At 33.7% G+C, this 15,154-nt stretch carries 18 protein-coding genes; 3 read left to right on the top strand and 15 right to left on the bottom strand.

Annotated features, from left to right (window positions below; genetic code table 11):
- The first annotated feature begins 72 nt into the window (after positions 1-72).
- The gene (locus ACWG42_RS12260) at positions 73-426 is read left to right on the top strand and encodes a hypothetical protein (RefSeq protein WP_455792719.1); all 354 of its coding nucleotides are present in this window, start codon (positions 73-75) and stop codon (positions 424-426) included.
- Between the two features lie 14 nt (positions 427-440).
- On the opposite strand, the gene ACWG42_RS12255 is transcribed toward ACWG42_RS12260, so the two are convergent.
- The 3 genes from ACWG42_RS12255 to metK all read right to left on the bottom strand — a co-directional run bounded on the left by ACWG42_RS12255 (position 441) and on the right by metK (position 2,516).
- Positions 441-719 carry an RNA-binding S4 domain-containing protein gene (locus ACWG42_RS12255; protein ID WP_455792717.1) on the bottom strand — a complete coding sequence of 93 codons (279 nt, stop codon included), beginning with the start codon at positions 717-719 and terminating at the stop codon, positions 441-443.
- A gap of 30 nt (positions 720-749) precedes the next feature.
- Positions 750-1,244 carry an AbrB/MazE/SpoVT family DNA-binding domain-containing protein gene (locus ACWG42_RS12250; protein ID WP_455792715.1) on the bottom strand — a complete coding sequence of 165 codons (495 nt, stop codon included), beginning with the start codon at positions 1,242-1,244 and terminating at the stop codon, positions 750-752.
- 99 nt (positions 1,245-1,343) lie between these two features.
- Positions 1,344-2,516: a methionine adenosyltransferase gene (gene metK, locus ACWG42_RS12245; protein WP_455792752.1), complete on the bottom strand. Its 1,173-nt coding sequence runs from the start codon at positions 2,514-2,516 to the stop codon at positions 1,344-1,346.
- A gap of 136 nt (positions 2,517-2,652) precedes the next feature.
- Between metK and ACWG42_RS12240 the strand changes: the two genes are divergently transcribed.
- Complete coding sequence (locus ACWG42_RS12240) at positions 2,653-3,309, top strand: GyrI-like domain-containing protein (RefSeq protein ID WP_455792714.1); 657 nt, start codon at positions 2,653-2,655, stop codon at positions 3,307-3,309.
- A gap of 67 nt (positions 3,310-3,376) precedes the next feature.
- On the opposite strand, the gene ACWG42_RS12235 is transcribed toward ACWG42_RS12240, so the two are convergent.
- From ACWG42_RS12235 to ACWG42_RS12210, 6 genes are read right to left on the bottom strand one after another with little or no spacing between them, the layout of a single operon-like run.
- Positions 3,377-4,489 (bottom strand): S-methyl thiohydantoin desulfurase domain-containing protein, encoded by a 1,113-nt coding sequence (locus ACWG42_RS12235; RefSeq protein WP_455792712.1) that lies wholly within the window; start codon positions 4,487-4,489, stop codon positions 3,377-3,379.
- 3 nt (positions 4,490-4,492) lie between these two features.
- Complete coding sequence (locus ACWG42_RS12230; protein ID WP_455792711.1) at positions 4,493-5,317, bottom strand: PTS system mannose/fructose/sorbose family transporter subunit IID; 825 nt, start codon at positions 5,315-5,317, stop codon at positions 4,493-4,495.
- Positions 5,301-6,071, bottom strand: coding sequence for a PTS mannose/fructose/sorbose/N-acetylgalactosamine transporter subunit IIC (locus tag ACWG42_RS12225; RefSeq protein WP_455792709.1), 771 nt, complete (start codon positions 6,069-6,071; stop codon positions 5,301-5,303). The genes ACWG42_RS12230 and ACWG42_RS12225 overlap by 17 nt, the downstream gene beginning before the upstream one ends.
- A 12-nt stretch (positions 6,072-6,083) precedes the next feature.
- A complete protein-coding gene (locus ACWG42_RS12220; RefSeq protein WP_455792708.1) occupies positions 6,084-6,554 on the bottom strand; it encodes a PTS sugar transporter subunit IIB in 471 nt (156 codons plus the stop codon).
- A complete protein-coding gene (locus tag ACWG42_RS12215; protein ID WP_455792707.1) occupies positions 6,551-7,294 on the bottom strand; it encodes a BtpA/SgcQ family protein in 744 nt (247 codons plus the stop codon). The genes ACWG42_RS12220 and ACWG42_RS12215 overlap by 4 nt, the downstream gene beginning before the upstream one ends.
- Before the next feature lie 13 nt (positions 7,295-7,307).
- The gene (locus tag ACWG42_RS12210) at positions 7,308-7,721 is read right to left on the bottom strand and encodes a PTS sugar transporter subunit IIA (RefSeq protein ID WP_455792706.1); all 414 of its coding nucleotides are present in this window, start codon (positions 7,719-7,721) and stop codon (positions 7,308-7,310) included.
- Positions 7,722-7,864: 143 nt separating this feature from the next.
- On the opposite strand from ACWG42_RS12210, the gene ACWG42_RS12205 reads away from it, so the two are divergent.
- Complete coding sequence (locus ACWG42_RS12205; protein WP_455792704.1) at positions 7,865-8,590, top strand: GntR family transcriptional regulator; 726 nt, start codon at positions 7,865-7,867, stop codon at positions 8,588-8,590.
- Positions 8,591-8,627: 37 nt separating this feature from the next.
- On the opposite strand, the gene mfd is transcribed toward ACWG42_RS12205, so the two are convergent.
- The 6 genes from mfd to rpmH form a co-directional block, all read right to left on the bottom strand.
- Positions 8,628-12,059: a transcription-repair coupling factor gene (gene mfd, locus ACWG42_RS12200; RefSeq protein WP_455792703.1), complete on the bottom strand. Its 3,432-nt coding sequence runs from the start codon at positions 12,057-12,059 to the stop codon at positions 8,628-8,630.
- Positions 12,060-12,067: 8 nt separating this feature from the next.
- Complete coding sequence (gene pth / locus ACWG42_RS12195) at positions 12,068-12,628, bottom strand: aminoacyl-tRNA hydrolase (RefSeq protein WP_455792701.1); 561 nt, start codon at positions 12,626-12,628, stop codon at positions 12,068-12,070.
- A gap of 106 nt (positions 12,629-12,734) precedes the next feature.
- The gene (locus ACWG42_RS12190; protein ID WP_455792700.1) at positions 12,735-13,343 is read right to left on the bottom strand and encodes a Jag family protein; all 609 of its coding nucleotides are present in this window, start codon (positions 13,341-13,343) and stop codon (positions 12,735-12,737) included.
- Positions 13,344-13,354: 11 nt separating this feature from the next.
- Positions 13,355-14,347 carry a YidC/Oxa1 family membrane protein insertase gene (locus ACWG42_RS12185; protein ID WP_455792698.1) on the bottom strand — a complete coding sequence of 331 codons (993 nt, stop codon included), beginning with the start codon at positions 14,345-14,347 and terminating at the stop codon, positions 13,355-13,357.
- 35 nt (positions 14,348-14,382) lie between these two features.
- Positions 14,383-14,709 (bottom strand): ribonuclease P protein component, encoded by a 327-nt coding sequence (gene rnpA / locus ACWG42_RS12180; RefSeq protein ID WP_455792696.1) that lies wholly within the window; start codon positions 14,707-14,709, stop codon positions 14,383-14,385.
- 79 nt (positions 14,710-14,788) lie between these two features.
- A complete protein-coding gene (gene rpmH / locus ACWG42_RS12175; RefSeq protein ID WP_083781332.1) occupies positions 14,789-14,923 on the bottom strand; it encodes a 50S ribosomal protein L34 in 135 nt (44 codons plus the stop codon).
- Positions 14,924-15,154: the final 231 nt, after the last annotated feature.

Below are 15,154 nucleotides of genomic sequence, written 5' to 3'. Positions count from 1 at the left end.
ATGTTATCCTAAGAAAAAAGGTGTGATAAAATGAGTTGTTTTTGTTGTCAAAAAGATACTAACCTAGATTCTATGATTATCAAGTATGATAATATAGAATTGCATTTCTGTTCACAGGAATGTAAGGATGAAACTCTTCGCTATTTTGATAAAGCTAAATATTTAAATACTGCTTCTATTGCTATGATATGGTTTACCTTGATGTTGGCATATATATTGCTTTCTGGTCCACTTGGATTACGTGCATATGATAACTATGTAACTCGCGGATTGTTTCTTTTGTTAGGATTTTTTGTTTTTATTCATCCATATGCGCATAAATCTTTACTTGTGAAAGGCGGTATTCACAAAAGTAGAAAGTATTTGCGTATCAGCGGTGTAATTATCATGCTATTTTCGATTTTATCTATTATCAAAATGTTTTGATAAAAAAAGATACATTAGAGAATTTCTACTGTATCTTTTTTTATCAATTTTTCTTCTATCACTTCAAACATCAAAGCCGCATCATTTTTATTCACTTGCTTTGACAACATCAATACACGAACCGTAAGTTCTCGATACCCAAATATTACTTTAATGATATCTCCTATCTTTACATCGGTAGATGGTTTTGCGATTTTATCATTCACGTAAACTCGTTCATTATCCGCGAGTTCTTTTGATACTGTTCTTCTTTTCAGTATACGTGCTGTTTTTAAATATTTATCTAAACGCATGATGTTCACCTCTACCAATAAGTTTACCATTTATTGTTGTTGTTGGCGAGATAAAAGTTGTACAAACGCTTCTAATGCATAGAGTTCTTCTTTTTCTAAATCCTTTTTATCATAAACTACCACAAAAGCACCATACCAGTCTCCATATGCAGTAATTGGATATATAATCCCTTTTGATGCTTCCTCACTATCTTGAAATACAACTTCTTTTTCAAACATTCTCATTCTATGAATATGTGTTAACTCTATAAATTCTTCACGTATTTTACGATCATATCGCTCTAACCACTCTTCTTGAATGAAAAGCACTGTGTTTTGATAGATTGCGGTTAATGTCTCACACATGATATTGATTTCTTCCATATGTCGTGACATCATATCAAATTTCTGTATTACAATCTTATCGTTATCTATAAAGAATTCAATAGAGTCTCCCTCTTTTAAACGGTATTGTTTTCGAATTTCCTTGGGAATTACCAACCTTCCCAAATCATCAAGTCTTCGTACGATTCCTGTTGCTTTCATATAGACACTCCTTTACTAATGATAGTATTGTCAACAGGCATTGGATTATACATGATCAACCAATAATAAAAATAAAAAAATCCTGCAAATTTCACAGGATTATAAATATTTTTTCAATCTTTCTGCTGGTTCTACACTTTCCCATTTTACATTCAAATCATCTCTACCAAAATGGCCATAAGATGCTAATTGACGATAAATTGGTTTACGTAAATCCAATTCTTTGATAATTGCTGTTGGTCTTAAGTCAAATTCTTTACGAACGATTTCCGCAATTGCGTCATCTTCTAATTTTCCTGTACCAAATGTATCTACAAGTAAGCTTACTGGTTGCGCAACTCCAATCGCATACGCAAGTTGTACTTCGCATTTTTTCGCAAGTCCTGCCGCAACAATGTTTTTTGCTACATAACGAGCTGCATACGCTGCACTACGATCAACTTTCGTTGGGTCTTTTCCAGAGAAAGCTCCTCCTCCATGACGCGCCATTCCACCATACGTATCTACAATGATTTTACGCCCTGTTAGTCCACTATCTCCTTGAGGTCCACCAATTACAAAGCGACCTGTTGGATTGATAAAGATTTTTGTATCTTCATCCATTAAGTTCACATCTACAATCACATCGATAACATGTTTCTTTAGATCTTCACGAATGGTATCTAACTCTACTGTTTCTGAATGTTGTGTAGAAATAACAATAGCATCTACACGTTTTGGTTCTCCATTGTCATATTCAATCGTAACCTGTGTTTTTCCATCTGGACGTAAATAATCTAACGTACCATCTTTACGCACTTTTGTTAATTGTTTTGATAAACGATGTGCTAAAGAAATCGGTAATGGCATATACTCTGGAGTTTCATCACAAGCATATCCAAACATCATTCCTTGATCACCTGCACCATTGTTATCTTCTCCACCTGCTTTCGATTCAAATGAATGGTCAACACCTAATGCGATATCTTTGGATTGTTCATCGATGGATGTTAATACAGAACAGGTTGTCCCATCAAATCCATATTTTGCACGATCGTATCCTATATCAAGTACTACATTTCTTGCGATACTTGCTATATCCACATAACAATTTGTTGAGATTTCTCCCATAATCATAACCATACCTGTTGTACAACAAGTTTCACACGCTACACGTGCTGTTGGATCTTGTGCCAGTATCGCATCTAATACTGCATCACTAATCTGATCACAAATTTTATCTGGATGTCCTTCCGTAACTGATTCGGAAGTAAAAAATTGTTTATGTAACATCATCTTATACCTCACTTTTAGCAGTCTTATTTTATCGCGTTTTTGAAAGTATTACAACTATTATCTATTTTTAGAGTAATATGACATACATATGGCATATTTCATATGCTATGATTTCTATGAAAGAAGGGATATTATGGAAAAGTTAGATTACAAAAAAGCATACAAAGATTTATATCTTCCCAAGACCACACCTATGATCATTGAAGTACCTAGAATGTCCTATGTAACGGTAAAAGGAAAAGGCAATCCTAATGAAGAAGGTGGCGAATATCAACATGCACTGCAAATTCTTTATGGGATAAGTTTTACCATTAAGATGAGCAAATTATCAAAACAACCACTCGATGGATACTTTGATTATGTAGTACCTCCACTAGAAGGTTTTTGGTGGATGGATGGTTATGAAATGCCTAATTTTTTACATAAGGATAAATTCTCTTGGATATCCATGATTCGTCTTCCTGAATTTGTAAACAAAGAGGTATTTGATTGGGCATGTACATCCTATCATGAAAAACATCCAGAAGTGGATGTATCCAACACTACCTATATGGAAGTAGAGGAAGGTCTTTGTGTACAAATCATGCATAAGGGTTCTTATGATGATGAACCAGCAAGTGTAGAGAAAATGCATTCCTATATAGAAGAACAAGGATACGCTTTGGATTTTCATTCCAAAATGGCAACAGGACAAAAACGTATGCATCATGAAATATACCTATGTGATCCTCGTAAATGCAAACCTGAAAACCTAAAAACAGTCATTCGTCATCCTATTAAGAAACGGTAAAAGAAAGATGAAAGGGAGAACATAGAATCTCTATTCCTTTCATCTTTTTATATGTATTTGAGTACTCTTAAATAGTGAAAACACCTTCTTGATAATGTATTAAATCAAAATATGTATCCCATATTCCATCTGTATTCTTTTGATACCATAATTCATCCGCTCTTACAACTCCAACAGATACAGTATGTGCAAATAACGTATTCTTATGATATAGCTCCATAAGATCTTCATTTGTTAAGACTTTATGTTCATTAGTATCATACAAGGTAATAATATCTGGTACTGTAGCTACAATCTGTTTCTTTCCCTCTACAGATTTAAATAATGCTAGATTCTCATTCGTGAATGCTACAAAATAAACCTCTTTATCATTACTCAACTCAATAGTACCAATATCCCATCCACCAGACTGTTCAGAATGAAAATCTTTTATTTGAAATTTATTCGCAATGCACCTTGATTTTATCCCTATTTGTGTTTGTAATGCATGAAAAATATCTTCTTCTTTTTCCATTATGATCCTACCGATATGCAAACATAGTGAAATTGTTTTTTCTGGGATGTTTCCATGCATATCTTTCTTGGTGTACATCCATCCTGCAATACCTGCATTTTGATGAAATTGTTCAACAATCGGTAGAGCTAGTTGTTCCAACTTTTCTGCATCATGATTGTCTTGTATATCTAATATAACTGTATCGTTATCTGTATCAGCCATAACGATAGGTCCCGTTGTACAACCATTTATATATGCAAGTGTTGTATCAAGACCTGGCACCGCTCTTCCACAACAGTCCGCATCTATCATTGGGATCTTTTCTATCAGTGAAATCAGTATTGGTACAAATGTATTGAACCCTCCTAATTCTAGAGGTAAAGTATAAGAAATTGTAACCTCTTTTTCATAGGATTTTAATTTTTCAAACGCATTTACAATACATGGAGTAATATCTAAGTTTGTACCTCCAGTCGGGGCTCCCATTACTGCAATTCCCGCTGTTTTCTTTTCATCTTCCATTTCTTCTATAGAAATCAAATCGATTTCTATAGGCTCCTTTGGATATTTCTCCTTAAATGCTTCTAGAAGAATATGTGCATCTTTACAAGCTCCCCCGCCTCCTCCTGCAAGAAAAGAAGCTCCTTCTAGTATTGCCAAGATATCCTTTTCTTTTAACTTCATCTTCTACAAACCAAAAATCCAACAGAAAGCAATACAGAACACGACTGTTCCTATTAGAATATAGGTTGTTTTTATCTTCTTTCCTAACAACCAATACATAAATCCAAATAAACTCAATTGCACAAGACAAGGCATTACCATATCAAGATAATTCGTAATTGGTTCTGCAAACTTTCCTGAACCAATAGTAATGAAAGATAAATCAAGATAAACAAAGCTTGCGATCATACCACCAATTGCCATAAGACCAATGATTCCCGCTGCATATGTTACTTTTTCCATGAAACCATTTTTCTCTGCATTTGTAATAAAGCTTGCGCCATATTTATATCCGAGTTTTAATGAAAAATAGCGAATTAAGAATCCTGGTACATTATAAATCAATAGGAATAAAATAGGACCAAGGATATTACCTTTTGATGCAAAACTAATCGCGATACCTGTTGCGATAATACGTAAAGTACCAGCGATTAAAGAATCTCCAATTCCTGCTAAGGGTCCCATAAGAGATGTTTTTACAGCTGCAATTGTGGAATCATCAAAATCAGGATTGTTTGCGTTCTCTTCTTCCATTGCGGCATTAATCCCCATCAATAATGTTGATAATTGAGGTGTTATTGCCATAAAGTCTAATCCACGTTGAAGCGCTCTTTTTTCTTTCTCAGGATCATCACGAAGCAGTTTACGAACAACTGGTGTCATTGCATAAGAGTATCCAAGATTTTGTTGTCTTTCATAGTTCCATGATACATCAAGTTGACATGATCTCCAGAAAACTTGTCGTAGTTCTTTGTTTGTTAACTTTTTTGCATTAGAATTCGTTGTCATCTTCAAGAACCTCCTTATTCATTGTGACACCTTGATTTACATTAAGTAGAAGGATTGCCACAAGTACAATTGCAATACAAGTTACGCCGACAATACTTAATTGGAAATACGCTACCAATAAGAATCCTAAGAATAAGAAACAAGCCAATTTCTTGTTTACAATCATACGTACTAACATTGCAAAACCAATTGCAGGAATAATACCCATTGCATAATTCAAACCACTTGTAATAAATGTTGGAATGCTATTTACGAAAGATTCCATGACTGCAGAACCTACATAGAAACCAATTGCCGTTAACACAGATAAAATACTAACTTGTATTCCAATTGCTAAATAATGCATTGCATCAACTTTTTTAGGTTGATTATTTAATGCATAATGATCAGCTTTCGCAGCAAGTACTGGAACAATTACCATCATCATAAAGTTCCAAAGAGTTTGCATAAGCATAGATACAGGAACAGCAAGTGCTACTGAGTTTGAAATATTAGAACCAGTAACAATTACATAAGCAGTACCAATGATAGAGCCTGATATCATGTCTGGTGGATTGCTAGCACCTATTGCCATCGCTCCTAGCCATACAAGTTCTAATGTAGCACCTACTTTAACACCTGTTTCAATATCCCCAAGAACAACCCCAACAAGCATTCCCATAACCATAGGACGACAGATCATAGAACTTGCTAAGAAACTATTTAAATATCCAATAATTGCAACCAAAAATATCAATAATGTTTGTAGCATCATATGCTATCCCTCCTAAATTAAATCTATGGCATTTTGTGCTGGTTCATCTGGTACCATTTGCACTGTAACTTTTATACCATGATCATTCATTTCTTTTATTCTTTCGCAGTCTGTTTCAGAGACAAAAACGGCTTTTGAAATTTGTTTTCGCTCTTCTGTTGATTTTGTACCACCTAGATTAACTTCTTTGATACTTGCAAATCCTTTTGTAAGACGATATACATCTTCAATTGTTTCAACAATGATAAATAAGTTGTATTTATCAGTTACTCCGCTATTCAAAGCAAGTATAGAATCCTCGATGTTTTTCATTACTAATTTTACGCTATCTGGTTTCGCCATGCGCAGTGCAGACATTCTCAATTGATCTTTAGAAACAGCGTCATTTGCAATTAAAATACAGTCTGTTTGTAATACTTTTGTCCAAGCAAATGCTACTTGTCCATGAAGTAATCGATGATCCACACGAACTGCTTTTATCATTTTTCTTCACCTCTGATTTTTCGTACTGCGTTCATAATATTATCTACATGCTCTTTACTTACTTCACCATCATCCTTATAACTATCTTTGAAATAACTTCCAACGATTGCTCCATCAGCAATCTTAAATTGTTCTTCAATATTTTCCGGTGTTATACCAGCACCAACGATAAGTGGAAAATCACAAATTGCATCTTTAAACTGTTTTATTTTCTCTAAGGATGTCTCTTGTCCAGTAGCATCTTGTGTTACACAAATTGCATCACATCTTGTTTCTGCGATTTTCAGATCTTCTTCTACACTGTTTTCCGATAATACAGGTTGATATTTAAACCTCACTCCTCCTAGAATGCATCCATCATATCGTTCACGATACATTTTAAAGAATGCTTCCAAGGTTTGTTCATCACGTGGACGTACGTGTCCTACAACAGAATCCAATTGTACAAAAGAAGCTTGATATCGTATTGCTAATTCAAATCCCATAGTATCTACATTTAAACAGTTTACACCATAAGGAATAGAAAGTTGTAAGCTTTTCACATATGCGAGAGCCTTCTCTAATTGATCATACTTTCCAAAATAATTCTCTACAATAATTGCATCAACTCCCCCTTGTACATAGGTTTCAACTTCTTTTTTTAAACGATTCATGATATCTTCATCATTTTCTCCCTTAAGATGAAGCATCGCTAGAATAGGTTTCTTATGCGCGAATAAATCTAAAAATTTTCGTTCCAATATAATTCCTCCTTTAGAAATCCTCTTCGATTTCTTTTTCATGTTTTAAATAACGAATTCCATCACAAGTATCTTTAACAATCTTATCCGCATCGCTACTTGATATCTTGTTTGGATAATCAACGCAAATCAGTAACAACATACCTACATTTACGCCTGAGAATAACCATACATTCTCAAACACCACCAATGAATACATAGAAGAACATACACTTGCGCCATAAAGATCTGTTAAGATTACATATTCCATGTTTTTATTTTGTTCAATCTCTGTTTTGATAGTTTCTACAAAATCTCTCGTATTCTCCCCTGGCTTCAAAGTGAATGTTTCAATTTGAACTTTTATTTCTCCCAATATCATACGAACTGAATCTGTGATACCATTTGCCGCATCTCCATGAGTTGCCACAATGATTTTTCTTTCCATTCCTCTCTCCTTTCGTGTTGTATTAACTTGTATTAACTAAATACATAGTAACACAACATGAAAGCGTTGTCAAACTATGGTTGCCAATAAGGATTATTTTACCTATAATAACAGTAGTAGTATTTGGGAAAGGAAGAAATTTTATGGAAACCTTTAAACAGTTAAGTGCTGTTACCTTACAGGAACAGTTATATCAAGAACTATATAAACAAATTAAATCAGGAAAGTATAAACCTGGAGATCGTATCCCACCAGAATTACAATTAAGTGAAATCTACCACATTAGTCGAGTAACTGTACGACATGCCATTCAACAACTTGTAGATGAGCACATCCTAATTAAAAAACATGGGAAAGGCACGTTTGTAAAAACACCAATTCATACAGAAGAGATATTCTCTGGCGGTAGTTTTACAGATACCTGCCTTCGTATGCATGCGAAACCATCTACAAAAATCGTTGAATGTCGATTATGTAAGGGTGATAGTGAACTCATAAAAAAACTTCAGACAGACAGTGAAATGCTTATCGAAATTACACGCGTTCGCCTAGTGGATGAAGTTCCTTGTATCGTTGAAGTTGATTATTTCCCTGCAAGTTTCACTTTTTTGATGCAGGAAAACTTAGAACATAAATCTTTATTAAAATTGGTTCAACAAGAAGCCAATGTAATACCTTCGAAATTTGAAGATCATTTTCAAATAAGTTTTGCGGACAAACAATATGCTAAATTATTAAATACTCCAACCAGTACACCACTTCTTGAAGTAACGCAAAGTGTTATGTGCGAAGATGATACTATGATCTACATTAACAAGCAGTACATCCTTACAACGAAATACGTTTATGCAGTAAGATCTGCCAAATAAAAATAGTGAAAGAGAATATTTCTCCATCACTATTTTTTTAAAACTTCTCTGTTCTTTCTAATACTTCTAGAATGATATATAACCAATCTTTAATTTTTGATAATCGCATCGTAATGCGATTGTTTTTATAACGTATTACGATGTCTTTAGAAATTGTGGTCATCATTTCAAATAATTTTACACCATCAATAGAATTTGACCATGTATCACTAAATGTAATTTCAACCTCATTTTGTAATTCTTTAAAGGATTCCACATGTGGTTCATTAATGAAGATATCCAATCTCTTTTTCTCAAATAAGAGTTGTACTGCTTTAGGAAGCTTACCATAATTATCTTTGATTTCTTCCATCATCGCTAACAATTCTTTCTTTGTAGTGATGGCATCCATTCTTTGATACAACGTGATTTTCTCATAGTCCTCTGTCGCAAATTTACTTGGAATATACGCATCCACTTTTATATTTGCCTTTGCAAGTTCTATTTTTTCTTCAACTTTGATACCCTTTTTCTCCATAATTGCGGAATTCAACATTTCAATGTACATATCGATACCAACGGTATCGATGAATCCAGCCTGTTGAGGTCCTAGCATATCTCCTGCACCACGGATTGTTAAATCACGCATTGCGATTTTATATCCACTTCCAAGTTGTGTAAACTCTTTAATAGATTTAAGTCGTTTCATTGCGATTTCACTTAATTGTCGATTTGGAGAATACATCAAATATGCATAGGCTAATCGATCACTTCGACCTACACGTCCCTTAATCTGATAGAGTTGAGATAAACCAAAATGATCCGCACCATCAATTAGGATGGTATTGGCATTAGGTATATCTATCCCTGTTTCAATGATGGTCGTACAAACTAAAACTTGATATGTATTTTGTGTAAACTGCATCATAACATCTTCGATATCATCTCTAGCCATCTGCCCATGAGCTACCCCAATTTCAATATCTGGAAGAGCTTCTCTTAATTTCCTAGCAACATTGTATATTTCTTTTACGTTGTTGTAGAGATAAAATACTTGTCCATTACGTCCAAGTTCTCGCTGGATTATTTCCTTTACCATAGAGAAGTTCTTTTCGATAACATAGGTTTGTACTGGCATACGATTCATAGGAGGTGTATTTAATTGTGATAAAGAGCGAATTCCAATCAAAGACATCTGTAACGTTCTTGGAATAGGTGTTGCACTTAAAGATAATACATCCACACTATTTTTTAACTCTTTAATTTTTTCTTTATGTTCCACTCCGAAGCGTTGTTCCTCATCGATTACTAGAAATCCAAGGTCTTTGAATACGACATCTTTTGATAATAAACGATGGGTACCAATCAAGATATCTATATTTCCATCCTTTAAATCTTGAAGGATCCTTTTTTGATCTGCTGGTGTTATAAAACGATTAACAACCTCTATACGTACTGGAAAGTTACGAAACCTCTTTATAAAGGTTTTATGGTGTTGTAAAGATAAGATGGTCGTTGGACATAAGAAGGCAACTTGTTTTGAATCTATTACTGCTTTAAAGGCAGCACGTGCTGCAACTTCAGTTTTACCAAAACCTACATCTCCACATAATAAACGATCCATTGGTTTCGCTTTTTCCATATCCTGCTTAATTTCTTTTACTGCCTGTGCTTGATCTAGCGTAAGTTCATAGTCAAAGTCATTTTCAAATTGCTGTTGCATTTCACTATCTTTTTGATAAGCAAATCCTATGTTTTCATCTCTATTTGCGTATAGGTGTATCAAACGATCTGCCAATTCCGCAATTTTTTCACTGACTTTACGTTTTGTTTTCTCCCATTCACCACTACCTAATTTACTTAGTTTAGGGGAAGCTCCCTCTTTCGATACGAATTTGCGGATCAATCGGAATTGTTCCAGAGGAACCAAAAGGATATCATCACCTTTATATGCTATATGTAAGAAATCTTTATGTACTCCATCAATTACTTTATTAACAATTCCTAGATATTTTCCTATCCCATGTTGATTATGCACAACATAATCTCCAATATGCAGTTCCTGATAATCATGAAGCACTTCTGCTTCTTTAAATTTATTACTATAACGTACTGCTTGTTGGCGTGTATGGAATAGTTCTTTACTTGTATAAACACTGATGTTTTCTTTTACACAAGTAAAACCTTCCACTAGTTTATGATGTGTAAATTGTATTCCTACTTCTAGAGTATCCTCTTCCTGTATGGTACGAAAATGTATATTCTCATTATTTAATAATTCTTTTACTTGTTTACATTCACTCTCTTCAAGACATAATAAAACTTTACGTTTTCGTGCCTCCTCAATAATTTCATGAATGGTTCTTTCTAGGTTGATATCTCCTAGAGACATCGTTAAAATCTGTGATGATATAGGTTTCTTATAATCAACAAACATTCCAAATTCCACGACTTCATGTTTTCCAAGAGTACGTGAAATATCAGCGAATACAGCGAACTTACATAATCCTAATCCTTCTTGGAATAATTCTTGAATATAAGAGATTGTTTCTTCTTGGATATGTTTTTGTGCATCGTTTACTTCTTCTTTACTGGAGACAAATACAATTGCATCATCTACATAATCTAAGATTGTATGATGTTGATGTAAAAGTGCATGATAGCGATAAAATTTGCTTTCCATACGACGATTAGAAATCGCATCCAACTCTTCATTGATAGTTTCTTCTAATCTCTCCTTGGCTTGTTTTGATAACGCACTAGTATGTCCTAATTCCTCATTTGCTTTCTCTACAATCGTTTTAATTTCTTCATTTGTAAATAACAAATCTGTAGCTGGAATGATGGTGGCTTCGTTTACTATTTGTATTGTACGTTGTGTTGATATATCAAAGAAACGTATACTATCAATTTCATTATCAAAGAATTCAATTCTCAAAGGATATTCATAATTCATAGAATAAACATCGATGATTCCACCACGTGCTGCATAACATAATGGTTGGTCTACTCGATTTACATGTGAATATCCAGCCTCAAACAATCGTGTCTTTAAGGATTCATAATGAACTTCTTGATCCTGTTGAATGTGTATACAATATTCTTTAAAGATTTCTGGTTTTGGAAGTAAGCGCATAGCTGCAGCTGTGTTTAAAATACATATACATGGCTTATGTTCTTGTAATTTCGCCATTACTTCCATTTGGGTTGCCTTTATTTCAGGAGATGAAGCGATAGCTTCTACTCGTAATGATTCTTCCACGTTAAAAAGCAACACATCATCCTCTACAAAAGAATATACTCTTTCATATAGTTTTTGTGCTGAATAGGAAGTGTTTTTTATTACAAGCATGCTACGCGGGGATTGTTGAAATGCGCTTGCTAATAATAAAGCTTCTTCTGTTAATGATAGATTACCTAGAACACTTTGTTTTTTTAGTATGCTTTGTAATGCTTCATTTTCTTTTAACTCATTTAGTATTAGCTTCATGTATTCTCCTATTTTTTATTAAAATGACTCATGGTATCCGTAAAACTATGGGAACAACTATAAATAGCCGCATCTCTTGCGTCTTGTATTGCTTTCTCATAGTTTTCTACATCTTCTTTTCTAATTTTACCAAGTACCCAATCTACAACTGGAACTCTAGGATCTTTATCGATACCAACTCGTATACGTGGAAATTCTTGTGTGTGTAGGTGTTGAATAATGTTTTTCATACCATTTTGTCCACCAGCACTTCCCTTTTCTCTTAATCTTATTTTACCCACAGGTAAATCTAAATCATCATAAATCACAAGGATATCTTTAGTTTCTATGTTATAAAAGTTCACCGCTTGAATAAGCGCTTCACCTGATAAATTCATGTATGTCTGTGGCTTCATTAATAATACACTTTCATTTCCTATTCTAGTTTGTGCAATCAAAGATTTAAACTTATTCTGTGTAATATCTACATTGTTATCTTTCGCAATGGCATCTAAAACTTTAAAACCAGAATTATGTCTGGTATTTTCATATTGTTTTCCTGGATTTCCTAATCCTACTATTAATTTCATACAATCACTCTCACTTACGTTTACTATTATACCAAATTTTAGAATAAAATAACGGAATGCTTATTTATTAGAAAGGAAAGACAGGAATTTCTTCCTGTCTTACTTGTTAGTCTGCTTTGTAACAAATTTTGAGTCTTCTCTGATTTCCTTCACCTTCACTAACTGTTACGACATTTTTCATATCTGTTAAACAGTTGTGGATAGCTTTACGCTCATCTGCTGGCATTGGATCAAGAGTTGCGTCTGTTTTTGTACGTTGTACGGTTTTCGCAACACGTTTCGCCAATAAACAAACTTTCTGATATTTCTCTTCTTTATAACCATTGATATCAATTAAGACACCAACTCTTTTCTTGAATTCACTAGATGCCGCTGATTTCAATACCATATTCATAGATTGTAATGTTTGACCATTTTTACCAATCAAAATAGCATTGTTATCTGCATCGATATTTACGTGGAAGAATCCTGCATCTTCAACTACTTCTACAGTTGCCTGCATATCAATATTTGCAAAATATGCATCCATATAAGATTTCATGAAATCTTCGATATCCTTTGTACAATAAGCAGTTAAGGTTACTTTACTACCCAGTCCTAGGAATCCTGAAATTTCTTCTGTTACTGTATATGTTAGATTCTCAACATTTACATTTTTATCTTCAGCTGCTACTTTTAAAGCTTCCTCTAAATTTTTTCCTGTATATGTCTTCATAGTCATTTCTCCTAGTCTTTAATAAAGAACTTGTGAATAACAATATTTTGTATTACACGGAAAACTGAGTTTACTAACCAATAGAAAGACATAGCTAGAGGCCAGTTGATTGCGAAGATCGTAATCATTGCTGTACTCATATACATCATCATATTCATAGAACCCATCATACCACTTGCTTTTTTCGTAGGTTCTGCATATTTCTTTTCTTTAACGTTATCTTTTTTCTTCTTGTGTGCTTGTAACCATTGTGGCATCTTGAATGATAGAAGTTGGAACACAACCATCAATAAGAATACAACAACATGCCAAACGCTTCCTTCATTAAATCCTTCCAAAGGTGTTAATGTTAGTTTTACTCCAAAGAATGTACCACTTACAACAGCGAATGCTCTCATAGTTGCATAATACATACCGAAGATAACTGGGAATTGGATAAATGTTGTTAACAATGTACCAAATGGATTAATTTTATATTTCTTATAGATTGCTTGCATTTCTTGTGCTTGCATCATTTTTGAACGATCATCGCTCTTACCTGCATATTTTGCCTGAATTTTATTGATTTCTGGTTGAATCGATTGCATTCTCTGGCTAGCCACCTGAGACTTAATAGAAAATAAGAAAATCAATAACTGGATAAGGAACGTAGTAATAATGATACCCATACCTGCATCCGTCCATGAAGATGTAATATTGATCAACTGTGCAATTGGCCATACAATTAAACCATTGAACCATCCTTCATCTAGTGCTTCAGAAAAAGATGTCTTTTTAATGGAGATTGTATCATCGTCCTTTAGACCTTTATATTTTTCCTGAATTTTTTTGTCATTAGGAATATCTACTTCTTTACGCTTAACAGTTTCATCCTTAACAGCAATAATAGAATTTACATATGTCTTACCGTTTTCACCACGTGGGTTACTACAACCAGTTAAGACAAATACCATAACCATGATTACCGCAAGAAATTTCTTTTTACTTCTTAAAAAATTTTTCATCTTGCACTTCTCTCCTCGCTAAATTTTGTTTACCTTTATATTCTAACGTTTTTAACCAATCTTTCCAAGAGTTTTTTGTTGTTTACATAACTTTCTTCATGATATTTCACTCGAACTAGGATAATTGTGTCAAATTTCTCCTGAAAACTGTAAATATCGTGAACCATTTCGCGTACCTGGCGCTTTACTTTATTACGTGCAACTGCATTTCCTAGTTTTTTTCCAACAGAAATTCCAACTCTCGCGTGCTCTTCAATTCTTGGTTTTACATAAACAGAAAAGGAAGGACATGTATAAAACTTCTTGTAGTTCATGATTTTGGCGAATTCATCATTTTTCTTAATACGATATTCTTTCTTCATGCTCTACCTCCTGACTTTTCAGATTATGAATGTTTGTTACTACTTCATTACGACAAAAAAATCGCCCGAAGGCGATTTTTTAAGCTGATAACACTTTTCTACCTTTACTACGACGACGTGCTAAAACGCGACGTCCTCCAACAGTAGCCATACGGGCTCTGAATCCATGAGTTTTCTGGTGTTTTCTTTTGCTCGGTTGATATGTTCTTTTCACAAGAGCCACCTCCACTTCTTTTTTACTTTATACAAATTGAGCATTGCTTGTAAATTATACATAAATTCATAATTAAAGTCAATAACGAGTTTATCTATATTCAAAATTTTCTCATTCGAAAATGATAATGTCTCAATGTATCAATATTGAAAATGTCCCAATGTAATTTAATAAAAGTATATAATATCTCCTTAAGGGAGGTCATTATGAGAAAGGTTGAATTAAGAATGA

Source organism: Amedibacillus sp. YH-ame10, assembly GCF_053848885.1.
This window is presented reverse-complemented; position numbering and strand designations above follow the sequence as displayed.